Here is a 23,065-nt window from a genome sequence, read left to right on the forward strand (position 1 = left end):
CCCTCATCGATATATGCGTTTTAACATATGTGCCGTTGCTAAATCAGCCGCTTGGCGTGGCCCGGGAGGTTCGCTTTAGCCGTACCGGCCGGTTATGTAGTCTTCCGCCCGCTTGGTCGCTGGGTTGGAAAACATGGTCTTGGTATCGTTGTATTCGACGACCTCTCCCAGGTGGAAAAAAGCCGTGTAATCGGCGACCCGCGCAGCCTGCTGCATGTTGTGAGTCACCGTGACGATCGTGAACTGCAGTTTGAGGCGATCCATCAGATCCTCGATGGTTGCCGTGGATATGGGGTCCAGAGCCGATGTCGGCTCGTCCATCAATATGACCTCGGGACGTACTGCGATGGCGCGGGCGATGCAGAGGCGCTGCTGTTGCCCTCCCGATAGTGAAGTGCCGGGCTGCTTCAGCTTGTCCTTCACCTCGTCCCACAATCCAGCATCACGAAGGGCCTGTTCGACCAGATCGTCGACGTCGGGCTTGCGACTGACCAGATCGTGCATTCGTGGTGCATAGGCCACGTTGTCATAGATCGACTTGGGAAACGGATTGGGTTTCTGGAAGACCATGCCCACCAGTCGCCTCAGGGCCACTTCGTCCGTTCTGGCGTCGTTGACGTCGCGCCCTTCCATTTCGACCGACCCTTTGACGCGCACGCTCGGAATCAGGTCGTTCATGCGATTCAAGCAGCGCAGGAAGGTCGATTTACCGCAGCCCGAAGGGCCGATGAGTGCCGTGACGTTGTTGCGATAGAGGTCCAGGTCGATTCCGTGGAGCGCTTGCGACTCGCCATACCAGAGATCCAGGTCGCGCACCCGAATGATCAATTCGTGGTGGGCATTGTCATTGTGAGTCAAAGGCTCACCGGGAGAAGATCGATTCATGCCATGGGCTCCACTGAGGAAACGGATATTCGACGGATCACGCAGCAACGCTTACCAGCGCCGCTCGAACTTCCTGCGCAAGAGCACGGCGGTGGCGTTGAGAGCGATCAGTACCGCTAGCAGCACCACGATGCCGCCCGCCGTCTTCTCGACGAAGGCACGATCGGGCTCGCCCGACCAGGTGAATACCTGCGCGGGCAGTACCGTGGCGGCGTCGGTGATGGTGCCGCCGACGTCCGGTATGAAGGCCACCATGCCGACGATGATCAGCGGCGCGGTCTCGCCCATGGCTTGCGCGAGACCGATGATGGAACCCGTCATGATGCCCGGCATCGCCAATGGCAGCACATGATCGCGCACGACCTGCCAGCGCGAGCAACCGACGCCGAAGGCGGCGTGGCGGATGGAGTCGGGCACGCTGCGCAGCGCGGTGCGGGTTGCGATGATGATGACGGGTAGCGTCATCAGTGCCAGCGTCATCCCGCCCACCAGCGGCGTCGACCGGGGCACGCCGAAGAAGTTGATGAAGATGGCCAGGCCCAGCAGTCCGAAGAGTATCGAGGGAATCGCAGCCAGGTTATTGATATTGATCTCGATCAGTTGGGTCAGACGATTGTCCGGTGCGAACTCCTCGAGATAGATCGCCGTCATGACTCCGATGGGAAAAGCGATGACCAGTGTGACCAGCATCGTCCAGACCGTGCCCAGCGCTGCCGCCATGATGCCGGCAAGTTCTGGCATTTTGGAGTCACCACTGGTGAAGAAGCGGAGATTGAAACGGAGTTCGGCTCGCCCCTGAGCGACCATTTCGTCGACGCGAGCGCGAGCGTCCTCGCTCAGTCGGTTGGGGTGATCCTTGAGATATTGGTCCACCTGACCATCGGCGAGCACCCATTCGGTGCGAGTCGTTCCCAGCAGTTTGGGCTGGTCCTGAATCTGGCGCGGGATGAGACGTAACCAACCCCGGCTGACGAGATCGCGAATGTCTTCATCCACAGCGGCAGGTGGCATTTTGCTTGCCTGCTCGCTGTAGTGGGCCTTTACCTGGATCTGAGCCTGTTGAAACGCCGGCAGACCTTTCATCAACATATCGGTGAAAAAGAACACCAGAAATAGGCCTGCCAATCCCAACGCGCCCATGGATAACCACTTCATGAGACGGGATTGACGGTGTCGACGTTTGAGCTGGAGAGTAATCTCGTCGAGCGATTGAGACATCTTGCAAGCTCCTCGCATTACAGGTGGTTGACGCGATACTTCTCGCGGAAGCGCCGGATCATGAGCACAGATGCCAGGTTGAGTGCCAGCGTGACGACGAATAGCACCAGACCCAACGCAAAGGCCGACAGGGTTTCCGCACTCTCGAATTCCTGATCACCTGTCAGTGCCGCCACGATGCGCACGGTGACCGTGGTCATCTCCTCCAGCGGATTGGCCGTCAGGTTGGGGCGCATGCCAGCGGCCATGACCACGATCATCGTCTCGCCCAGCGCTCGCGACACGGCCAGCAGCGAGGCGGAGATAATGCCGGGCATTGCGGCGGGCAGCACGACGTCGCGTATGGTTTCCCCTTGTGTCAGCCCCAGCGCCAGCGAGCCCTGCCGCATGCTGTCCGGAACGGCGTTGATCACGTCATCGGAGAGCGAAGAAATGAAGGGGATGATCATGATGCCCATGACCACGCCGGGAGCGAGCGCATTGTTGAACGAGGCATCCAGCCCCAGGTGGTCGGCAATGTCGACGATGAGCGGCGCTACGGTGATCGCGGCGAAAAAGCCGTAAACCACGGTGGGGATCCCCGCCAGTATCTCGAGCGTTGGCTTGGCAATAGTACGGACTGAGCGAGGGGCGAATTCGGCCATGTAGATAGCGGACAGCAGCCCCACCGGGATTGCGACGAGCATCGCAATGGCGGTGATCAGGAAGGTTCCTGCAAACAGCGGTATCGACCCGAATTGAGCCGCGCTCTGGGAATCCCCGCCACGTCCGGCGGCAGAAAGAAAGCTGTTGCCCGGCGCCCATACGGTGCCCGTCAGGAAATCCCACAGGCCATGCAATTGGAAGAAGCGCAGCGCTTCGAACACGATCGAAATCAGAATGCCAAAGGTCGTCAGAATGGAGATCGACGCCGACGCGACCAGAGCCCAGCGAATGACACGCTCGATGGCCCGGCGGGCATGGAAGTTCGGCCGTACCTGTCGCATGCCGCTCCAGAGGCCGAAAGCGGCAATCGCCAGACTGCCGGTCAACAGATAGCCCGTCGCGAGCCTGGCCTGTAGCAGTAACATCAGAAAGGCGCCCATCGCCGCTACGGTAAGGGCCGGACCGACAGTGGCAATCACGGCGAACCATGCATACTGATCGGGTTGTGCCGACATCGCTCTGCCGGCGCTGCGTTCCCTGGCGGCCTTGGCTCTACCCAAAAAGAAGGCAGACAGCGCCATGATCGACAGAGCGCCGCCAAACAGCGTGAGGAGATAATGGGTCTGCATTGGGGGATCTCGAGCAAGAGTGTCTAGCTGTCGTCGAGCGTGGCTAATGTCGGCGGGCCAAAGGTGTATACCGTCGGCCCGCCATCCACACTCGTCGCGTTACTCGAGCTCGGCCTTCTCGAGCTTAGCCCGGCTGGCGACCTGTTCTCTGGCTTTCTCGCGAGCTTCTTCATGGGCGGGAATCAGCCCAATCCCTTTGAGATAGCCCATGTCACCAAACATCTGTTCACTCATGAACAGGTCGGCGTACTCATACATGGCAGGCACCTCTTCGCCATGCTGGTTCTTGAGATAGAAGAACATCGAACGCGCCACGGGGTAGTCACCGCTGGCGATCGTTTGCGGCGTCGCCTCGACGCCATCGATCGTGGAGCCGATCAGCGCATTGCTGTTCTCCTCGAGGAACGAGTAGCCGAAAACGCCAAAGGCTGTCCTGTCCTGGGTCAGGCGCTGCACGATCAGGTTGTCGTTCTCGCCTCCATCAACCCAGCCACCGTCGGTGCGAACGTCGGAATAAGCCTCGCCGCCATATTCAGGGAACTCCTCGGACGCCGCTTCCAGCACCAGCTCCTCGAACGAGTCCCGCGTTCCCGATGTGGTGGGTGGGCCGACGATGACGATCTCGCGGTCCGGGAGGCTGTCGTCGATCTGTTGCCAGTTGGTGTAAGGGTTGTCGACCAGTTCGCCATCCACCGGCACCTTGGCCGCCACTGCTTTGAAGATCTGCTCGCGCGTCACGGGCATTGGGTCGTTCTCGGCCGACTGGGCGAACGCGATCCCGTCGAAGCCGATGAATGCTTCCGTGATATCGGTAACGCCGTTCTCCGCGCAGCGCTCGAACTCGGAAATCTTCATGCGACGGGAGGAATTGGTGATATCGGGCGTATCGTCACCAACCCCGTTGCAGAACAACCGCATGCCACCGCCGGAGCCGGTGGATTCGATGACCGGGGTGGGGTAGCTGGTGGTTGCGCCAAACTCCTCCGCAACGTAACTGGCGAAGGGATAAACCGTACTCGACCCCACGATGCGAATCTGATCGCGAGCCTGTGCGACTCCTATCATGCCGACGGCCACGGTCCCGATGAAGATGGATTTGCCAATGAATTTCATACCTAGACCCCTCTTCTATGTAGTTATGTTTACTCACATACGTATATGCGCATATTTATATTTCATATTGATGACAGCCCACGACTAGAGCAGCGTGAGTACCTGGCACCGTGAGGCCCGACTGCGTTACATAAAGAAACATATCTTCCGCCCTTCTTTAACCTGTATGAACTTCATCGATGACTCGAGGGCGTACGGTGATCTTGCAGCGTCAGGAAGACGCAGTGCCAAGGAAGGAGTCGCGGGAAGCGATGTTCACAGGGACGCATGGCAGGATGCCATGGCGAGTTGGCAAGGAATCGCCACGATCTAACCCCGGCCCCAGCGGCCGGGGTTTTTTTGCATCCGCCTGGCGTCGTGAAGTGAAGACGTATCTGCACGAGGGGATCGATATGAGCGAGCGGGTTCAGCGGCGAACCGGGGCGACGATGCTGGCCGCCGTCCTGTTGGGCATCGGTATCATGGCGGCGCTCGACGAGATCGGATTTCATCAGGTACTGGCCTGGCACCACTTCGTCGAAACCGACAACTCGGCGCTGGCGCTGGCCTCGGACGGGCTCCTGCACACGCTGGAACTGGTGATGCTGGTCATCGGTGGCGCGCTGATGCTGCGGCTCCACGAGACCGGACAGCACGCCCCCGGTTACCGAGGCGCGGGGTTCCTGCTGGGAATGGGCGGGTTCCAGCTCTTCGACGGCATCGTCGACCACAAGATCCTGGGGCTCCATCAGGTCCGCTACGTGGACAATCTACTGGTGTACGACCTCTGCTGGAACCTGGCCGGCCTGCTGCTGCTCGCCATCGGTTACTGGCTGCTGCGCCGGGCCCGGCGGGGCGAGGCGCTGAGCCAGCGGTGAGCGGGTTCACGCTGGTTTTCGGTGCGCTGGCCGCACTCTATGCCTGGGGTTGGTGGCGAGCGAAGCGGCGCGGCCGGGGCTGGCCGCTGTGGCGGTTGGCCCTCTTCGTGGGCAGCGCGCTGGCGATCGTCGCGGTGATGTCGCCACCATCGATGCAGTGGGCGCACGATGATTTCCGCGGCCATATGGCGGTGCATCTCGTGGCGGGGATGATCGCGCCGCTGGGACTGGTGATGGCGGCGCCGGTGAGCCTGGCGCTGAAGAACGTGCCCGCGCACTGGGGCAGGCGCTGGGTCAGGTTCGTATCCCTGCCACCCATTCGCGTGTTGGGCCATCCCGTCACGGCGGCGCTGCTCAATATCGGCGGCATGATGGCGCTCTACCTGACCGATCTCTACAGCGCGATGCGCCACTCTCCCGGCTTCGCCCTGTGGCTGCACTGGCATTTCGTGGTTGCCGGGTGTCTGTTCAGTTGGGCCATTGCCGGGCCGGACCCGGCGCCGAGACGCCCCTCCCTCGAATGGCGCTTCGGCGTGCTGGTGGTATCGATGGCGGCACACGCGACGCTGTCCAAATGGATGGCCCGGTTTCACTTCCCCGCCTCGGTGCCGCTCGATCAGGTCCAGCAGGGCGCGGAATTGATGTTCTACGCCGGGGAGCTGCCGGAAGCTCTGCTGGCCTACTTGCTAGCGCGGCAGTGGGTCCGGTCGCGCTACCGGGAGCCGGCCGGGGCCCGGGGCGTGACGCCGTAATCCCGGTCATGCCCCGGCATGATCGTCCTCGTCCAGCGGCAGTTGGACGTTGCCGCCGGTCCAGGTCCACCGGGTGATCTCCGGGATATCGTCGAGATGTTCGCGGATATAGGCGTGATGCTTCTGCAGTAGCGTCTGCAGATCCTCGATGAGCCCGGCGGCGCCCTCCCACTGATCCGGCAGGTAGCGCAGGGCATCGAGCGCCAGGTGCATGCGGCTCATCTGGTTGAGTACCGTCATGTCGAACGGCGTCGTGGTGGTGCCTTCCTCCTGATAGCCGCGAACGTGGAAACGCTCGGTCTCGGGGCGATTGTGGATCAACTGGTGCACCACGCCGCGAAAGCCGTGGAAGGCGAAGACCACCGGCCGGTCCGCCGTGAACAGCTCGACGAAACGTTCCTGGCTGATCCCGTGCGGATGGTCCACCCGCAGCGTCATGATATCGACCACGTTGACCACGCGGACTTTCAGCGCCGGCAGATAGGTACGCAGGATATCCACCGCTGCCAGGGTCTCCTGCGTGGCGGTGTCGCCGGCGCAGGCCATCACGATATCCGGCGTTTCGTCGCCGCTGTTGCTGGCCCACTCCCAGATGCCGAGACCTTCGCGGCAGTGTTCGCGGGCTTCGTCCATCGTCAGGTACTGCAACTGAGGATGCTTGTCGATCACGATGGCGTTGAGGTGATCGACGCTGTCGAAGCAGTGCTGGGCGGTCGCCAGCAGCGTGTTGGCATCCGGCGGCAGATAGATCCTTACCACCTGCGGCTGTTTGGTCAGCAGCGTGTCGATGAACCCCGGCCCCTGATGGCTGAAGCCGTTATGGTCGTTGCGCCAGCAGGTGGAGGTCAGCAAGTAGTTCATCGACGGGATCGAGGCGCGCCAGTCGACGTTACGGGCGTGCTCCAACCATTTGGCATGCTGGATCGCCATGGAATCGATGATCGAGACGAACGCCTCGTAACTGGCGAACAGGCCGTGGCGGCCAGTCAGCACGTAACCTTCGAGCCAGCCGTTGCAGTTGTGTTCGCTCAACACCTCGAGCATGCGGCCGTCCATGGAGAGCTGCTCGTCGTATTCCTCGAATGGCCCCATGAAACAGCGGTCGGTGACGTCCAGCACCGCGCCGAGCCGGTTGGACTTGATCTCGTCGGGGCAGAACAGCCGGAAGTTGTGCGGGTTGTCGACGTAGATATCGCGCATGAACTGGCCAAGGCGCTCGGTGGAACCGTGACGCTCGCGGCCGCGTCGCGACTCGTCGAACTCGACGGCGTAGGTCTCGAGCGGCCGGTACGCGAGCGGTTGGCGCAACCGGCCACCGTTGGCGTGCAGGTTGGCGCCCATGCGCCGTTCGCCGGCAGGGCAGAGGGCGGTGATGGGTTCCCGGGGCGCGCCCTGCTCGTCGAACAGCTCCTCGGGAAGGTAGCTTTTCATCCAGCTTTCGAGCTGCGCCAGACGCTCGGGATGATCCTTCAGGCCGCCCATCGGTACCTGGTGGGCACGGAATGTTCCTTCCACCGGTAGATCGTCGACGGACTTCGGCCCGGTCCAGCCCTTGGGGGTACGCAGCACGATCATCGGCCAGACCGGCCGGCGGTCGATGCCTTCCTGCCGCGCATGCTGCTGAATCTCGTGGATCCGGTCGAGAGCGCTGGTCAACGCCGCCGCGAAGTCGCGGTGGACGGCATCGGGCTCGTCGCCTTCGACGAAGAGCGGCGCGTAGCCGTGGCCGCGGAAGTAGTGCTCCAGCTCCTCGTCGCTCTTGCGAGCGAGCACCGTCGCCGAGCCGATCTTGTAGCCGTTGAGGTGCAGGATCGGCAGCACCGCGCCGTCCCGGGTCGGGTTGAGATAGTTGACGCCTTTCCAGGAGCCTTCCAGCGGGCCGGTTTCCGCCTCGCCGTCGCCCACCACCGCGGCCGCGACGAGATCGGGGTTGTCGAACACGGCGCCGAAAGCGTGGGTCAGCACGTAGCCCAGCTCGCCGCCTTCGTGGATCGAGCCCGGCGTGGGCACGCTGACATGGCTGGGCACGCCGCCGGGCGTCGAAAACTGGCGGAACAGGCGCTGCATGCCTTCCGCGTTGCGCGGCACATGGCTGAAATGCTCGCTGTAGCTGTTCTCCAGCCACAGGTTGGCGAGCAGCGCCGGGCCGCCGTGGCCGGGCCCGGTCAGATAGATTACATCGAGATCGCGGCGCTGGATCTGCGCGTTGAGATGCGCGTAGATCAGGTTGAGCCCCGGCACCGTACCCCAGTGGCCGAGCAGGCGCGGCTTGATGTGATCGAGCGTCAGCGGCGTCTCGAGCAGCGGGTTGCCGGTGAGATAGATCTGGCCGACGGCGAGATAGTTGGCCGCCCGCCACCAATGGTCGATCCGCTTCAACAGCTCCTCGTCCTTGTCGACCGGAAGCCGGGGCGTCGTCGTGGATTGACTCATGGAAGGGGACATGAAAGCACTCCTGGTTAATGGTAGCGTGAACGAAAGAGGTCGATGCCAATGGCTGGCGGCTTGAGAGTTCGGGCAGATTTCCTAGGCGCCATGGCTCTGATCCTGATCCTGATCCGGCTCCGGGGCCGACTCGCTGGCGTCGCCCCGCGCGCGTGACCGGTAGAGCTGCCAGGTGTGCCGGGCGATCATCGTCTCCTCGTCGGTGGGGATGACGTGAACGGCGACTGCGCTATCCGGCGTCGAAATGCGCCCTGGTTCGGCGGCCCGGTTCGCGGTGTCGTCCAGCGCCACCGGCCACAGCGGGGCCAGCCGCTCGATGACGGCCTGGCGAATCGGCGCCGCGTGTTCGCCGATGCCGGCGGTAAAGACGATCCCGTCGACACCGCCCAGGCTCACCGCCATGCGGCCCATCTCCTGGGCGACGCGATAGACGAAGAAATCCACCGCCAGCCGTGCCCGGGGCGAATCGCTCTCCAGTAGCGTCTGCATGTCGCTGTCGATACCGGACAGGCCGAGCAGCCCGGCATCGTGATAGAGCAGGGTCTGCAGCTCCTCGCTCGAATAGCCGAGTTCATGCTCGAGATAGAGCACCAGCCCCGGATCGAGGGCGCCCGAGCGCGTCCCCATCGGCAGCCCGTCCAGCGCCGTGAAGCTCATCGTGGTATCGACGCTCCTGCCCGCCTGCAGTGCGCAGAGACTGGCGCCGTTGCCCAGGTGGGCGACGATGGTGCGGCCCTCGGCCAGGCGTCGGTCGACATTGGGCAATCGGCCCGCGATGTATTCGTAGGAGAGTCCGTGAAAGCCGAAGCGGCGGATGCCCTGCTCGAAGAAGCGATAGGGGAGCCCGGTCAACTGGGCGACGCGGGGCATCCCGAGATGGAAGCTGGTATCGAAGCAGGCGACCTGCAGCGTCTCGGGGGCGAAGCGGCCGACGGCATCGATGCCTTCCAGATGATGCGGCTGGTGCAGCGGCGCCATCGGCACCAGTGACGCGATGCCTTCGCGGGTGGCGTCGTCGATGGCCGTCGGCATAGAAAAGAGGTCGCCGCCGTGGACGATGCGATGGCCGACCGCCGCCAGTTCCAGCTTGCCGAATTGCGCATCCAGCGCTTCGCGCAGTCGCGCGTAGGCGCTGTCATGATCCGGCAGCTCGTGATCTTTTGGCGTCTCGTCGAGGAAAGCGGTGCCATCGGCCAGCTCTCCGAACAGATGCGGCGAATCGCCGATCTCCTCGACCTGGGCCTTGGTGATGAGTTCGGGCGAGGTCGTATCGTCGGCGCGATAGAGCGAAAGCTTGATGCTGGAGGAACCGGCATTGAGGGCGATGATATAGGCGGATGACGCGGCCATGAGGTCTTGTCCTGTTGCTGGCTATGGCGCCTTGCTGGATATGGCGACTCAATGAATATAGCGGCGAGCGGGCCATAGCGACTCACCGACGATAGTGGAGAGCGGAAGGAACGGGTGGGCAGCGACGCACCGATATCAGGGTGGTCGACCCGGGCCATCCCTTCAAATGAAGACTGGTCCCGATGGATTCGAGACCAGTCTCGTTCAGTTATCGATACGCCGATTGACCGGGATACGCTCTGCGGGAGACGCGTCACGCTCGCCTCGCCGGCCTACAGCTGCTCTTTCTGGGCGCCGGAGTTCTCCCTGGCCTTGCCCAGCGACGGCTCCTGACCTTCGGGCTCGGGTGCCTGGCGGGTCGAGTACTCGGCCCTGCCATCCAGCGACGGACCCTGATTCCAGCGGCCCATCGGCGCTTCCTTGTCGGTCAGCGTATTGAGGTAGTAGTACGAATGTTCCATTGCCTCGTGCGCCTCCGGGGTCGAGTTGGGAATCGGCAGCTGCTTCTCGAATCCGCCCAGCTCCTCGACCACCGCGAGCCACTGCTGCTGGTGGTAGGTATCGCGAGCGATCAGGAACGACAGGAAATCCTTCATGCCCTTGTCGCTGGTCCAGTTGTACAGGCGCGTGGCCAAAACGCGACCGCTGGATTCCGCGGCCACGTTGGCCATCATGTCCGCCGCCACGTTGCCGGTCGCATAGACGTGGCTCATGTCGAACGGCACGCCATTAGCGTTGACCGGCATGGCGGAAAGACCGGAGGAGAGCAGGTGGCGAGGATTGGCGCCGCCGAGGATCGCATTGATGATCGGATCCTTGGCCGATTCTTCCTGATAGGAAACGGGCGCGCCTTCCAGGTTCAGGGCGACGGCGTGGCCGAGCATCTCGATGTGAGACAGCTCTTCGGTGGCCGTGGACATCAGCAGGTCTCGAATTCGATCGTCGCCGCGGGCCCCCATGGCCTGAAAGAAGTACTGCATGGCGACCCGAATCTCGCCTTCGATGCCGCCGATGGCCTGTTGCAGCAGCATGGCAAATTGGGGATCGGGCTGCTCGACCTTGACCGGGTACTGAAGTTTGGATGAATGCTGGAACATGATTTTCTCCGGGAACGAGATAGCGACGCTATCCGATGGGTGCAGAAAGTGATTGCCATCAAAAATGGCCGATGCCCTCAGAAGCTAGTTGCCGAGAATGACACCGCTACTGATCCAGATTAAAAAGACGTGTTTATTAGGTTTTTATTTGTATCTCCTGCCAGGCGCCAACCATGTATGGCGTTCGGGCCCCGCGCTTCGAGTTTCCTGTTTCGAGCTTTCACTGCCCGCGTTATCGGACATTTGTGTAAGGCAGCCTTTACTGTCGGTTAATAATGGCGTGGTTTTTAACTGGCGATAATTATTAACGCTTTTACTTTTCATGAGCGGAGCCGTTAGCGCCACCCTGAGTCGGGTAATTATCGATATGGACGTCATAAGGTAGCAACGAATCATGGAATGGTTATCGAGCAACAGCTCCGCCATCAGTGCGGTGACCAGTTTCTTCACGCTGCTGGTATGGCTGTTTTACGCGCAATTGCTCTATCTGAATTTCAGAAGGCAGCGGCAACCGAAGATCATCATCAATCGCGGCGGCGGCAAGACGCTGCAGGCGCGCTGTGTCGTCAGCAACATGAGCCCGGAGGCGATCTTCATCGAACATATCTTCGCCATCCTGCACACGGACAAGGGCGATTACGCTATCAGCATGATCGATATGGAAGATGCCGAAAAACCGAAGTCGTCGCAGCTGGCGGAGACGACGCGGCAGGGGCCGATGATGCCCGGCAGTTTCAACGATATCGGTACCTTCGAAGACATCATCCAGAAAGTGCAGACCTACCACGGCATCTCCGCCGACGAAATCGTCCTCAAAGCGATCGAGATGCGTTTCGTCGCCGTGTATGGCAGCGAGGATGCCCCGGTCGGCGCGCTTAGAACGTTCGAGCTGGTCGAGAGCGAAAAGGGCCATTTCCTGACGCCGACCACCCACGATACCCGCCGCTATGCGTCGCATTGGCGCCGGCACAAGGTGCGGCAATGGATTCGCAAGATGAACGACTAGCCGGATGAACCACTAACCAGATGAACGACTAGTAACCATGTGGCGGCCGGGGAGTGACGCGCTGGATGACCTGGGTTAATGATCTGGCGCGCCGGGTGGCGTCGACTACGCTGAAATCTTTATTGGCAGGATCATCGATTCCATTCGCCAGGCTATCGTGAGGGAGCAACGGATGGCTGACCTCGAGATCTATCGCAACAAGCGAGACTTCTCGCGCTCGCCGGAGCCTCGCGGCAAACGCGGCAGGAAGCGGTCGCGATCGAGTTTCGTGATTCACAAGCATGACGCCAGCCGTCTGCACTACGACCTGCGGCTGGAAGAGGATGGCGTGCTGCGCAGCTGGGCGCTGCCCAAGGGGCCGAGCCTCGAACCGGGAGAGAAGCATCTGGCGGTGCAGGTCGAAGATCACCCGCTCGATTACGGCGATTTCGAAGGCGTGATCCCCGAAGGTTACGGCGCCGGTACCGTGATGATCTGGGATCGCGGCGAGTGGCGTGTCAACGGCAAGCACGACGACGGCCAGATCGATTTCGAACTCGACGGCGACAAGCTCAAGGGCGCCTGGACGCTCAAGCGCATGCGCGGCCGAAGTGGCGACGGCCAGCAGGGAAGCGGCAGGCAATGGCTGATGATCAAGCGCCACGACGATGGCGATGCCCACGTGCCCGACAGCCTGGATGACGTCAGCGTGGCCTCGAATCGGCGCATGACGGAGATCGCCGAAGGGACGTCCGAATCCGCCTCTGCGAAGTGCGAATCCTCGTCATCAGCAACCTCGTCATCAACAAGCTCGGCATCGAAATCCTCGTCAACGAAGTCCTCATCATCAAAAACCTCATCGAAAACCGGGGGCAAACGCTCGAGCAGCGGTCGCAAGGCCAGCGCCATCAAGATCGATCCCGGTCAGGTCGAGGGTGCGCGGCAGGCGAGCTTCCCGGCCCAGCCCAAGGCGCAGCTGGCCACGCTGGTCGACGAGGCGCCGGCCGATGATGACTGGTTCCACGAGATCAAGTTCGATGGCTACCGCATTCTGGCGCAGCTCGACGGTGACAGGGTGCGCCTGCTGACTCGCAACGGTCATGACTGGCGGGACCGCTTTCCCGAGATTGCCGAGGCGATCGAAGCCCTGCCGCTGGACAAGGCCCTGTTCGATGGCGAGGTCGTGGCGCTGCGACGCGACGGCGTCAGCGACTTCCGGCGTCTGCAGGGCGCGCTGAGCGAAGAGAAGACCGCCGGGCTGGTCTATCAGATCTTCGATCTGCGCTATCTCGACGGCCTCGGGTTCGAGGGCGTGACACTCGACGACGCGGCCCTGCGCGATCGCAAGGCGGTGCTGGCGCAGGTCTGCGAAGCCGTGGGAATCGGCAACGGCGGCATGCTGCGCTATACCGATCATATCGAAGGGCAAGGCGAGGCGTTCTACGAACAGGCGAGCCGCCAGGGTCTGGAGGGAATCGTCTCCAAGCGTGCCGACTCCCCCTATCGCGGCCGCCGCAACCGGGACTGGCTGAAGACCAAGACCGAGCGCCAGGCCGAGTTCGTGGTCGGCGGCTACACCGATCCCCAGGGATCGCGCAACGGCTTCGGTTCGCTGCTGATCGGCGCCTACGACGACGCGGGCAAGCTGCGCTACTGCGGCCGGGTCGGGGCGGGGTTTTCCCACGCCCAGCTCGCCGAGTGGCAGCGCGACCTGGCTCGCTCGCCGCGCAAGACCTCGCCCTTCGTCGAGCGCGATATTCCCGATCTGGCCAGCAGCCACTGGGTCACGCCGAAGCGCGTGATCGATGTCAACTTCAGCGAATGGACCAACGATGGGCGCCTGCGCCACCCGCGCTTTCGCGGCGTGCGCGAGGACCGCGATCCCAAGGACATTCGATTGAGCCAGCAGCAAGCCTCGGGGGCGACCATGACGGAACAGGCCAATGGCAATCATTCATCCGCAAAGACGAACGGCTCCGCAAAGGCGAGCGGCAGCGGTGACGTCAGGATCGAAGGCGTTCGGCTGACGCATCCGGACCGGGTGCTGTTCGAAGAGGAAGGAATCACCAAGCGGGCGCTCGCCGAATTCTATGCCGAGCAGGCCGGCTGGATCCTGCCCGGTCTCGCCGAGCGGCCCTTGACGCTGCTGCGCTGCCCCGGCGGTGTCGGCAAGGAGTGCTTCGTCCAGAAGCACCCCAGCGACACCATGCCGGACGACCTGCCGAGCGTGGCCATCGCCGAGAAGTCCGGCAGGCATGACTATCTCTACGTGCGTAGCGCGGCCGACCTGGTGGCGCTGGTCCAGATGGGGACCATCGAATTCCACCTCTGGAACAGCCGCGTCGACGACCTCGAACGCCCCGATCAGCTGGTGTTCGATCTCGACCCCGCGCCGGACTGCGAGTGGCAGGCGGTCATCGATGTCGCCGGCGAGCTGCGTCAGGCCCTGGCCGAGCTCGATCTCGTCGCGTTCCTGCGCACCACCGGCGGCAAGGGGCTGCATCTGGTGGTTCCGCTCAAGCCTCACGCCGATTGGGACATCGCCAAGGCGTTCGCCGAGGCGGTCTGCGAGCGCTGCGCCGACCGCCATCCCGATCAGCTGACGCTCAACATGTCCAAGCAGGCCCGCCGCGGCAAGGTATTCCTCGACTACCTGCGCAACGGCCGGGGTGCCACGGCGGTGGCCTCCTATTCGGTCCGCGCCAGGCCCGGCGCACCGGTCGCCACACCGATCCGCTGGGATGAGCTCGGGCCGAAACTCAAGGCCGACCGATACACGCTGACCAACCTGCCGCGCCGGCTGGCCTCCCTCGAGCAGGACCCCTGGGCCGGGTTCGACGACGCCCGCGAACGGCTGACCAAGCAGCGCTGCCGCGATGCCGGAATGGAGGTCTGAATGTCTGACAGGAGGATGGCCGATATGTCCAAAGGGACGATGGCCGGCCTGTCCGAAGGAACGAGGGTCCCAATGAGTGAGGAAACAGAATGATGAGCGCTCGCGCGGTCTGGAAAGGCGTCATCGGTTTCGGCGGAGAGCGGGTGCCGGTGAAACTCTATACGGCGGTCAGCGACCGCAACGTCCATTTTCGGCTGCTCGACCGGCGTCGGCATCGCCCCGTTCATCAGGCGATGATCGAACCGCAGAGCGGCAAGACGGTATCGCGGGACGATCGGCACAAGGCGGTCGTCGACAAGCAGGATCGCATCCTGTTCGACGACGAGGAGCTGGACGAACTGACGCCGGCGCCCTCGCGGGATATCGAGGTGATGCACTTTCTCCCCCAGGGGATGATCGACAACCAGTGGTATCAGCGCCCCTATTTCCTCGGGCCGGATGGAGATCAAGACACGTTCGACGCCTTTGCCGCCGCGCTTGCCGATAGCGGCCGGGAAGGGCTGGTCCACTGGGTAATGCGGCACAAGGCCTATGTCGGCGCGCTGCGCGACCACGACGGCCACCCGGTATTGATCACCTTGCGCCATCTCGACGAGGTCGTCGACGCCGATGCCCTGGAACCGCCCGGCGGCGGCAAGCTGAACGACAGCGAAGTGAAGATGGCGACGGATCTGGTCGAGATGTATGCCGCCGATTTCGAGCCGGAAACCTATCAGGACGAATACCGCCAACGGCTGGAGGCGCTGGTGGAAACCAAGCGCAGCGGCAAGCGGGTCAAGGTCAAGCATCGTCGTCGGCAGGAACCCACCGACGATATCGCCTCGTCACTCAAGGCCAGTCTGGCCCGGGAGCGCAAGCGTGCCTAAGTCGGATAAGTCCAAGTCGAAAACATCGAAGTCGGAAACATCGAAGTCGGACAAGCAGCATCACCACGACAGCGGTTTTCGCGGTCCGCGACCGTTCTGGTCCGGCACCATCGCCTTCGGGCTGGTCAATCTGCCGGTCGGCCTCTACCCCGCCCAGCACGCGCGGGACATCACGCTGAAAGAGGTGGACGACAAGGGCAGGCCGCTGTCCCGGCGCTTCTTCAGCGAGTCCGGGCGCAAGCCGCTCAAGACCAGCGAGCTGGCGCGGGGCGTCGAAGTGGACGAGGACCGTTACGTGGTCGTCGAGGATCAGGAGATCGAGGATGCCACGCTCGAACATCGGCGCGAGATCGAACTGAGTCGCTTCGTCTCGCTGGATGAACTCGATCCGCTCTACTTCCGGCGCGCCTACTTTCTGGTGCCGGACTCTCGTTCGGGCAACGGCAGTGGCGCGCTCAAGCCCTATCGGCTGCTGGCCGCGGCGATGGAGAACGCCAATCGGGCGGGCATCGCCACGCTGGTGATGCGCGGGCGGGAAGTGCTGGTGGCGATTGTGGCCGAGAACGGCATCCTGCGAGCGGAGGCGCTGCGCTTTCATGACGAATTGCGGACGCCGCAGAGCCTTGGCCTGGACGCGCCGGGGGACCCGGATGCGACACGCCAGCGGCAGATGCAGCGCGTCATGGACAAGCTCGAGGCGAAGCGCTTCGATCCCGATGAATTGATCGACCCGCATATCGAGGCGCTCAAGAAGCGGGTACGCCAGAAGCGCCGCCGCCACGAGGATATCGTGCCGATCGAATCTTCCCGCGCATCGGCGGACGATGACGATGAGCAGGAGGGCGCCGAGGTCATCGATCTGATGCAGGTGCTCAAACGCAGCCTCAAGCGTGGCCGGGTCGAGCCCTCGCGCCAGCAGACGAATGACCACAAGGAGAGAAGCGGGCGCAAGGGCAAGTCGAAAAGCGAGGGCAAATCGCAGGACGAGGACTCGTCGAAAAGCGAAGACACGCCCCGGAAAGCGGAAGGCCGGACCGGGAAGCCTCAGAAATCACGAGGCGAGCAGGCGAAGCCATCCGGCAACCGCAAGAAGATACCAACGAAAACCGAGCTCTCCTCGCTCACCCGTGAAGCCCTCTACGAACTGGCCCAGCAGCGCGACATCGCCGGGCGTAGCGGCATGAGCAAGGCGGAATTGATCGACGCGATAGGCCGCCACCGCTGAAGTAAGGCGGTGGCGCTACCTGACGCAGCCTTCCATCCGGCTATTCGGATATCCATCCAGCCATCCAACTATCCAGCCATCCAACTATCCAGCCATTCAGCTATTCGGCTTTCCAGCCATTCGGCTCTCAGCCAGCGCGACTCATCGAAAATAGGGATCGTTACAGACTTGGAATTATACGGTCGTTCGGTTTTGTAGGATAAAAGTACCAGAAATTCCATACTCATCCTGGGTCGACAACGGGCATTGGTGAATTGGATGAGGCATCAATGGAAAAGAAAGTTACTTTGTTTTTAAGTATATGTTTCTAAAAACTTTTTGAAAAACAAAAAGACGGGTCGATTAGGTTTGGCCGGTAGAATTATCGGTGGATGACCCTGCCTTCAGGTTCTAAATAAAATTAAGTTTATTTGTACAGCGCCGATAGTGCCTCTGGCGGCAATAAGCGAATCCTTATTGAGGGAATTCCGTTTGCCGAGACCCGTTCCACTTGCCCGAACGCATCGAGCCAAGGGCACTCATCGGACTTCGCCATGCTGCTACTGAATCGAAGCGTCAAACTCCGCCTGGCCGCGAGCCTGGGCGCCTGTATCGTCATGCTGTTCATCATCGGGGTCGTCGGGCTGCTCTGTCTGAGCGACAACAATGCCGCCCTCGAACGGACCTATGAAGGGAACGTGTTGACCCTGAAGGATCTCAGCCGCATCGATCGAGCCCTGCTCGGCAATCGGGTCAAGATCACCGCGGAGCAGCGTGACCGAAACCCGGAGTCCGCCCGCGTGACGCAGCAGGAGGTCGCGGATAACGACGCCGTCATCGATGCCGCCTGGGAAGACTACTATCCCCAACGTCTCAACGGCCCGCAGGAGCGGGAGATGGCGGACGCCTTCATCACCGCGCTGACCCGCTTGCGGGCTACCATCGCCGAGCTCAACACGGCGATGATCGGCAACGACTTCGACCGAGCCCGCGTCATCGCGACGACGACGCTGCGCCAGCAGTACCCCGAGGCGCTGGACGCCATCCAGACGCTGATCGACCGCAACAGCGCGCAGGCGGCCGAGGCGTACGAGAGCGCGGTCGCCGAATACGAATGGGGGCGCAATATCATCATCGGCACCATGCTCGGATCGCTTGTGCTAAGCGTGGCGATGGCCCTGTGGCTGATCCGCGGCATCATGGCGCCGCTGGGCAAGGCGCAGGCACTCGCCAATGCCATGGCTCGCGGCAGGCTCGACAACGACATCGAGATCACCAGCAAGGATGAATTCGGCGTGATGCTGCGCTCGCTCCAGGCCATGGAGAGCCAGTTCTCCAGGATCGTCATGAGCGTGCGTGACAACGCCGAATCCGTCAGCGTCGCGGCGGACGAAATTGCCCAGGGCACCGACGATCTCAGCCGTCGCACCCAGGAGCAGGCGGCAAGCCTCGAGCAGACGGCGGCCTCGATGGACGAGATCACCTCCACCGTGCGCCTGAACGCGGAGAACGCCGCCGAAGCCGATAGGCTCGTGCATGATGTCAGCCATCGGGCCAATGTCGGGGGCGAGGTCGCCGGGCAGGCGATCAAGGCGATGGAAGGGATCAATGCGTCGAGTCGCAAGATCGCCGGTATCGTCGGCTTGATCGACGAGATCGCCTTCCAGACCAATCTGCTGGCGCTGAATGCGGCGGTGGAAGCGGCTCGTGCCGGTGAGCAGGGCCGCGGCTTCGCCGTGGTGGCCAGCGAAGTGCGCAACCTTGCCGGGCGCAGTGCCGAGGCCGCCAGGGAGATCAAGCAGCTGGTGGAAGAGAGCATCGGCCAGGTGAATGCCGGCAGTGAACTGGTCAACCGGGCGGGTCGGGCGCTGGAAGAGATCGTCGGGGGCGTCGAACGCGTGACCGCCCTGGTCGGGGAAATCGCGGTAGCCAGTCGCGAGCAGTCTCAGGGTATCGAGCAGATCAATACCGCGGTGTCGCAGATGGATAGCGTGACCCAGCAGAACGCGAACCTGGTGGAAGAATCCAGCGCGGCGGGGCGTTCGCTGCAGAGCCAGGCCGGCGCCCTGTTGAAAGAGATGTCGTTCTTCAAGGGCGCCGCTGCCGCTACTGCCCGGATCGCTCCGTTGGCTTCGGCGCCATCGCTGGCCGCGGCCGATCGAGGCGCTAAACGACCGGTTACGCGGCAACGGTCGGCCTCCAGCGCACGTGATCGGGAAGACGCCGTCGAAGAGTGGAGCGCGTTCTGACGCCGTGCGAGTCGGTCAAGGCGCCGGACGCGCAAAAACGAGGCGTGATCGCAGCGACGAGTCGGGGTTTTATCCATACCGAGATAGGACTTTAGCAACAACGAATTAAAGGCTAAACCACGCTTTTGTCGTCACTTTATCGGGCAGGCAACGGGCTAGACTGTGCCCGGTTTCGATTCCTGCGAAACACACTTGGCCCCGACACTGTTCGGGGCCTTTTTTTGGAAGCCGGGCGGGACGGGGCAGCCGGGACTCATGCCCGGAGCCAGCCGTAGAGCAGCTTGTAGAAGGTTTCTTCGGTCAGCGGCTCATACTTGGATAGATCGCGCTTCTGACCGAACTGCAGGTCGGCGAAGTAGTACTCGCCCTCGGATTCGATGATCTCCTTGATGTCGTCCTCGTCCGAGGAGGCGAACAGGAGTATCCGGTTGCCATGGAGATACTGCTCTTCCGGCTCGACATGCAGCTTGCAGCTGCCGAACGAAACGGTCTGCTCCTGAAGCGTTATCTGGAACGTCTCGTCGAATTTCTCGAGCGTATGCGCGGTATCATCATAATGAATCTTGACGCCGTCGATCTCCAGCGCGGCTACCCATCCCTCGATATGGCTCTGCAGCGCGCGTAGCTGTTCCTTGCAGGTATCCAGCTGCTGCTCGAAATCCGCCAATCGCTGCTGACAGTGGCGGATTTCCTCGTTGATATGGTGCTTCAGCTGCGTGATGTCGACCATGGCGCCCCCTCACCTCAAGCTCATGCGGTTTCGATTCATGATAGTTCGCCAGAAACAAAAAACCGCCTGAATGCAGGCGGTTTTGAGAAACGGTGATGCAGATCAGGCTGCGACTGGGCGATCGATCGACCGCGTTCTCTGTATCGCGCTCAGCGCCTTCTCCAGATCCAATGTCTTGCACTTGAACGCACTGCAATTGGCGCAGCGCACGTTGGTGCCTTCCTGACTATTGATCGGCAGATAGAACTGCTCATGGCCGCAAATCGAACAGCTGAGGTCCAGCGTCACTCTGATCATGCCGTGGCCCTCAGGTAATGATCGTTGAGGGGGCGGCTCTCGCGTGCCATCTTGAGGGTCAGACTGCGGCACTGGTTGAGAATCTGCACTGAGTAGTTGGGCGACTGGGAATCCGCCCAATGACCTACGGTGTCGAGAAACTCTCCGCATTCCGTGCAACTGATCTCGTCCCACTCTTCATGAATCTCGAGGGGAACCGATTGAGCGTTACCGCAGCGGGTGCATGAAATGGCGTCTTTCACGATCAGCCCTCCTTGGCTTTAAGTTGGTTTCTGGCTCACCAGAAATTTGTGGCAATCCTTGCCGCATACTGCTGGGGCATCCTTGCCCGGTACTGACCGGCTCTCCTTGCCGGCTGACGAATTCATGCTGGCATAGCCCCCAGTGCTGTACAAGTGTTGTACGAATCGGAGATTTGGACAACCCTATCCCAGGTTAAGTATTAAAGGGTAAGTTGCTGAATTTATTATATAAAATGATAAGCATTATTTTGAAAACTTTTGTAACTTTAATTTGCTCTCTGCAATTATGCCATCTGTAGACCTGACCGAAGGCCCTCTCGGCAAGGGTGTCGACCGCTGTTAACTTTCTGTCATCTACCGGCCTCATACTGCAGGTGCGATGCCAGGAAGGCGTCGTCACGACAGGGACGCGCAGAGCGGGAAGCTCGGTTCAGCATCAGGGACGAAGCGTCGGACCAGCGCTCAGCCGTGAGGCTTGGCGCTTTTTTATGTCTCGGGCGGCGCTTTCCGCTGGCTCGAGTTCACCGAGCGGAACTCCGCTTTCGCTCGATCGTCTCGCCGCGAGTGCCGGGAAAGAGGCGATTGCCACATTCTCTACTGAACGTCCGTGCGTCAGGGCCGCTATGCTTAGTGCACATCTCCTTTCGAGTCGGAATCTTCATGAGTTCTCTGAGCCAGCACAAGGCGTTCATCTTATTGCTGACGCTAGTGTCCATCGCCTTCGTTTGGTTGCTGTTGCCGTTCTACGGTGCCGTGCTCTGGGCGGTGATACTGGCGATCCTGTTCCAGCCCATGCATCGGCGGCTGGAGGCCCGGCTGAAAGGGCACCGCAACGTGGCAGCGCTGGTCAGCGTGATGGCCTGCGTGTTCATCGTCATCATCCCGATGTCACTGATCTTCGGGGCTCTGGTGCGGGAGGGCGCCAGCGTCTACCAGCGCGTAGGCAGCGGCGATATCGACTTCAATGACTACATCCAGCAGTTCCAGAGTTCGCTGCCGGCTTCGGCGCAGACCTGGCTGGGCGACGCCGGCTTCGGCAGCCTTTCCGATATCAGCAATCGTCTGGCATCCGCCCTCGAACAGGGCAGCCAGTTGATCGCCACGCACATGCTGAGCATCGGTCAGAACACGCTCCAGTTTCTGGTCAGCGCCGGCATCATGCTCTACCTGCTGTTCTTCCTGTTCCGGGACGGCCGATCCCTGGGGCAGCACATCCGCATCACGATTCCGCTGAGCGACGAATACACCTACCAGCTCATCGACAAGTTCACCGCCGTGGTGCGTTCCACCGTCAAGGGCAACGTGATCATCGCCATCGTGCAGGGTGCGATCGGCGGCGTCGCCTTCTGGGCGCTGGGGATCGAAGCCGCGCTGCTGTGGGGCGTAATGATGGCGTTCCTGTCGCTGCTGCCGGCGATCGGCTCCGCAATCGTCTGGGTGCCGGTGGCGGCCTATCTCCTGATCACCGGCGCCTACGTCAAAGGGGCGATACTGATCTTCGTCGGCGTGGTGGTGATCGGGCTCGTCGATAACTTCCTGCGCCCGCCGCTGGTCGGCAAGGAGACCAAGCTGCCTGATTACGTGGTGCTGATCTCCACGGTAGGCGGAATGACGCTGATGGGTATCAACGGCTTCGTGCTCGGCCCGCTGATCGCCGCGCTGTTCATCGTCGTCTGGTCGCTGTATCGGCAGGAACAGGCGGAAGCGGAATCGCCGACAGGCGTGGTGGCCTCGGACGAGATTGCCTCGGAGAACCGGGAGCGCTGACCCGGCAGACGCTAGGCGCAGCCAGGCGTGCGGTTTCCCAGTTGTCCGCCGCGAATTTGATGATTATGATAGGCGCCGCCTGGCCGGTATAGCTCAGCTGGCAGAGCAACGCATTCGTAATGCGTAGGTCGGTGGTTCGAGTCCACTTACCGGCACCAGGCATATCAAGGGTTTGCGCCCGATCCTACCTAGTATCACTTCCTTTTTATCCAGTATTTGGCACACTTGCGGTACATCTCCGCAGGTAACGCTATGGCTACGTTCCAAAAACGCTCCGGTTCCTGGCGAGCGATCATCCGTAAGAAAGGCTATCCCCAGGTCAGTGCCACATTTGATACGAAGGCGCAGGCGGAGCGTTGGGCGAAGCAGATCGAAACCGAGATGAGCCAGGCGCGTTTCGTTGACACTCGCGAGGTCGACGCGCTGATGATCGCGGGGGGGCGCTGGAGCGCTACGAGCGTGAGATCTCGGTGCACAAGAAGAGCTATCGGAACGAGCGATCACGGCTCGCGATTCTCGCGCGGGATCTTGGCCGGTTCACCCTATCGACGCTCAGGTCATCCGATGTCGCGTCATACCGTGACCAGCGCCTCGAGGTTGCATCGGGCTCGACGGTGCGACGTGACCTAGCGCTGCTGCCTCACCTGTACACGATCGCGATCAAGGAGTGGGGGATGCCAGTCGACAACCCCTGCGCGAAGATCCGGAAGCCGAAGCTGAACAAGGATCGCGAGCGTCGTGTGATCGATGGCGAGTTGGCCGATCTGCTCGAGGCGGCTGGGGCTCTTCATGTCGAGATGCCAAAGCTCTGAAGTGGACCCTATCCATTGGTCCACCT

The 23,065-nt window shown here is 61.8% G+C and carries 19 protein-coding genes and 1 tRNA gene; 10 read left to right on the plus strand and 10 right to left on the minus strand.

Annotation, left to right across the window (positions count from 1 at the left end; genetic code table 11):
* Positions 1 to 75: 75 nt before the first annotated feature.
* The 4 genes from pstB to CCD76_RS13210 form a co-directional block, all read right to left on the minus strand.
* Positions 76 to 885, minus strand: coding sequence for a phosphate ABC transporter ATP-binding protein PstB (gene pstB, locus CCD76_RS13195; RefSeq protein ID WP_373419423.1), 810 nt, complete (start codon positions 883 to 885; stop codon positions 76 to 78).
* A 51-nt stretch (positions 886 to 936) separates the two neighbouring features.
* A complete protein-coding gene (gene pstA, locus CCD76_RS13200) occupies positions 937 to 2,103 on the minus strand; it encodes a phosphate ABC transporter permease PstA (protein WP_087719924.1) in 1,167 nt (388 codons plus the stop codon).
* A gap of 17 nt (positions 2,104 to 2,120) precedes the next feature.
* Complete coding sequence (gene pstC / locus CCD76_RS13205; protein WP_087719925.1) at positions 2,121 to 3,377, minus strand: phosphate ABC transporter permease subunit PstC; 1,257 nt, start codon at positions 3,375 to 3,377, stop codon at positions 2,121 to 2,123.
* A gap of 99 nt (positions 3,378 to 3,476) precedes the next feature.
* A complete protein-coding gene (locus tag CCD76_RS13210) occupies positions 3,477 to 4,490 on the minus strand; it encodes a substrate-binding domain-containing protein (RefSeq protein WP_087719926.1) in 1,014 nt (337 codons plus the stop codon).
* 392 nt (positions 4,491 to 4,882) lie between these two features.
* Between CCD76_RS13210 and CCD76_RS13215 the strand changes: the two genes are divergently transcribed.
* Both CCD76_RS13215 and CCD76_RS13220 read left to right on the plus strand, forming a co-directional pair.
* Positions 4,883 to 5,347: a DUF2243 domain-containing protein gene (locus CCD76_RS13215; protein ID WP_087719927.1), complete on the plus strand. Its 465-nt coding sequence runs from the start codon at positions 4,883 to 4,885 to the stop codon at positions 5,345 to 5,347.
* On the plus strand, positions 5,344 to 6,099 hold the full coding sequence (locus CCD76_RS13220; RefSeq protein ID WP_179208923.1) for a cytochrome c oxidase assembly protein: 756 nt from the start codon (positions 5,344 to 5,346) through the stop codon (positions 6,097 to 6,099). The genes CCD76_RS13215 and CCD76_RS13220 overlap by 4 nt, the downstream gene beginning before the upstream one ends.
* 6 nt (positions 6,100 to 6,105) lie before the next feature.
* Here the strand turns inward: CCD76_RS13220 and CCD76_RS13225 are convergent, their stop codons facing one another.
* The 3 genes from CCD76_RS13225 to CCD76_RS13235 form a co-directional block, all read right to left on the minus strand.
* A complete protein-coding gene (locus CCD76_RS13225; RefSeq protein WP_256961306.1) occupies positions 6,106 to 8,544 on the minus strand; it encodes a phosphoketolase family protein in 2,439 nt (812 codons plus the stop codon).
* A gap of 81 nt (positions 8,545 to 8,625) precedes the next feature.
* Positions 8,626 to 9,894 carry an acetate/propionate family kinase gene (locus CCD76_RS13230; RefSeq protein WP_087719929.1) on the minus strand — a complete coding sequence of 423 codons (1,269 nt, stop codon included), beginning with the start codon at positions 9,892 to 9,894 and terminating at the stop codon, positions 8,626 to 8,628.
* A gap of 272 nt (positions 9,895 to 10,166) precedes the next feature.
* Entirely contained in the window at positions 10,167 to 10,991 is an 825-nt protein-coding gene (locus CCD76_RS13235; protein WP_087719930.1) for a manganese catalase family protein, read from the minus strand.
* Between the two features lie 394 nt (positions 10,992 to 11,385).
* Between CCD76_RS13235 and CCD76_RS13240 the strand changes: the two genes are divergently transcribed.
* From CCD76_RS13240 to CCD76_RS13260, 5 genes are all read left to right on the plus strand, one after another.
* The gene (locus CCD76_RS13240; protein WP_087719931.1) at positions 11,386 to 11,997 is read left to right on the plus strand and encodes a hypothetical protein; all 612 of its coding nucleotides are present in this window, start codon (positions 11,386 to 11,388) and stop codon (positions 11,995 to 11,997) included.
* Between the two features lie 172 nt (positions 11,998 to 12,169).
* The gene (ligD, locus tag CCD76_RS13245; protein WP_087719932.1) at positions 12,170 to 14,872 is read left to right on the plus strand and encodes a DNA ligase D; all 2,703 of its coding nucleotides are present in this window, start codon (positions 12,170 to 12,172) and stop codon (positions 14,870 to 14,872) included.
* A gap of 89 nt (positions 14,873 to 14,961) precedes the next feature.
* On the plus strand, positions 14,962 to 15,738 hold the full coding sequence (ku, locus tag CCD76_RS13250) for a non-homologous end joining protein Ku (protein WP_256961307.1): 777 nt from the start codon (positions 14,962 to 14,964) through the stop codon (positions 15,736 to 15,738).
* Entirely contained in the window at positions 15,731 to 16,963 is a 1,233-nt protein-coding gene (gene ku / locus CCD76_RS13255; RefSeq protein ID WP_179208924.1) for a non-homologous end joining protein Ku, read from the plus strand. The genes ku (CCD76_RS13250) and ku (CCD76_RS13255) overlap by 8 nt, the downstream gene beginning before the upstream one ends.
* Positions 16,964 to 17,496: 533 nt before the next feature.
* A complete protein-coding gene (locus CCD76_RS13260; RefSeq protein WP_087719935.1) occupies positions 17,497 to 19,191 on the plus strand; it encodes a methyl-accepting chemotaxis protein in 1,695 nt (564 codons plus the stop codon).
* A 253-nt stretch (positions 19,192 to 19,444) separates the two neighbouring features.
* On the opposite strand, the gene CCD76_RS13265 is transcribed toward CCD76_RS13260, so the two are convergent.
* The 3 genes from CCD76_RS13265 to CCD76_RS13275 all read right to left on the minus strand — a co-directional run bounded on the left by CCD76_RS13265 (position 19,445) and on the right by CCD76_RS13275 (position 20,460).
* Positions 19,445 to 19,921, minus strand: a complete 477-nt coding sequence (locus CCD76_RS13265) for a hypothetical protein (RefSeq protein WP_087719936.1) — start codon at positions 19,919 to 19,921, stop codon at positions 19,445 to 19,447.
* Positions 19,922 to 20,023: 102 nt separating this feature from the next.
* Positions 20,024 to 20,218: a hypothetical protein gene (locus CCD76_RS13270; protein ID WP_071232670.1), complete on the minus strand. Its 195-nt coding sequence runs from the start codon at positions 20,216 to 20,218 to the stop codon at positions 20,024 to 20,026.
* Entirely contained in the window at positions 20,215 to 20,460 is a 246-nt protein-coding gene (locus CCD76_RS13275) for a hypothetical protein (RefSeq protein ID WP_071232671.1), read from the minus strand. The genes CCD76_RS13270 and CCD76_RS13275 overlap by 4 nt, the downstream gene beginning before the upstream one ends.
* 660 nt (positions 20,461 to 21,120) lie before the next feature.
* On the opposite strand from CCD76_RS13275, the gene CCD76_RS13280 reads away from it, so the two are divergent.
* The 3 genes from CCD76_RS13280 to CCD76_RS19790 all read left to right on the plus strand — a co-directional run bounded on the left by CCD76_RS13280 (position 21,121) and on the right by CCD76_RS19790 (position 23,039).
* On the plus strand, positions 21,121 to 22,227 hold the full coding sequence (locus CCD76_RS13280) for an AI-2E family transporter (RefSeq protein ID WP_087719937.1): 1,107 nt from the start codon (positions 21,121 to 21,123) through the stop codon (positions 22,225 to 22,227).
* A gap of 82 nt (positions 22,228 to 22,309) precedes the next feature.
* A tRNA-Thr gene (locus tag CCD76_RS13285) sits at positions 22,310 to 22,385 on the plus strand.
* A 312-nt stretch (positions 22,386 to 22,697) separates the two neighbouring features.
* Positions 22,698 to 23,039: a phage integrase gene (locus CCD76_RS19790; RefSeq protein WP_143543290.1), complete on the plus strand. Its 342-nt coding sequence runs from the start codon at positions 22,698 to 22,700 to the stop codon at positions 23,037 to 23,039.
* Positions 23,040 to 23,065: the final 26 nt, after the last annotated feature.

Source organism: Salinicola salarius (genome assembly GCF_002179555.1).
Lineage (GTDB): Bacteria > Pseudomonadota > Gammaproteobacteria > Pseudomonadales > Halomonadaceae > Salinicola > Salinicola salarius_A.

Coding starts and splice junctions, on each gene's coding strand:
- pstB (WP_373419423.1), bottom strand. CDS start 885: ATGAATCGATCTTCTCCCGGTGAGCCTTTGACTCACAATGACAATGCC.
- pstA (WP_087719924.1), bottom strand. CDS start 2,103: ATGTCTCAATCGCTCGACGAGATTACTCTCCAGCTCAAACGTCGACAC.
- pstC (WP_087719925.1), bottom strand. CDS start 3,377: ATGCAGACCCATTATCTCCTCACGCTGTTTGGCGGCGCTCTGTCGATC.
- CCD76_RS13210 (WP_087719926.1), bottom strand. CDS start 4,490: ATGAAATTCATTGGCAAATCCATCTTCATCGGGACCGTGGCCGTCGGC.
- CCD76_RS13215 (WP_087719927.1), top strand. CDS start 4,883: ATGAGCGAGCGGGTTCAGCGGCGAACCGGGGCGACGATGCTGGCCGCC.
- CCD76_RS13225 (WP_256961306.1), bottom strand. CDS start 8,544: ATGTCCCCTTCCATGAGTCAATCCACGACGACGCCCCGGCTTCCGGTC.
- CCD76_RS13230 (WP_087719929.1), bottom strand. CDS start 9,894: ATGGCCGCGTCATCCGCCTATATCATCGCCCTCAATGCCGGTTCCTCC.
- CCD76_RS13235 (WP_087719930.1), bottom strand. CDS start 10,991: ATGTTCCAGCATTCATCCAAACTTCAGTACCCGGTCAAGGTCGAGCAG.
- CCD76_RS13240 (WP_087719931.1), top strand. CDS start 11,386: ATGGAATGGTTATCGAGCAACAGCTCCGCCATCAGTGCGGTGACCAGT.
- ligD (WP_087719932.1), top strand. CDS start 12,170: ATGGCTGACCTCGAGATCTATCGCAACAAGCGAGACTTCTCGCGCTCG.
- ku (WP_256961307.1), top strand. CDS start 14,962: ATGATGAGCGCTCGCGCGGTCTGGAAAGGCGTCATCGGTTTCGGCGGA.
- CCD76_RS13260 (WP_087719935.1), top strand. CDS start 17,497: ATGCTGCTACTGAATCGAAGCGTCAAACTCCGCCTGGCCGCGAGCCTG.
- CCD76_RS13265 (WP_087719936.1), bottom strand. CDS start 19,921: ATGGTCGACATCACGCAGCTGAAGCACCATATCAACGAGGAAATCCGC.
- CCD76_RS13270 (WP_071232670.1), bottom strand. CDS start 20,218: ATGATCAGAGTGACGCTGGACCTCAGCTGTTCGATTTGCGGCCATGAG.
- CCD76_RS13280 (WP_087719937.1), top strand. CDS start 21,121: ATGAGTTCTCTGAGCCAGCACAAGGCGTTCATCTTATTGCTGACGCTA.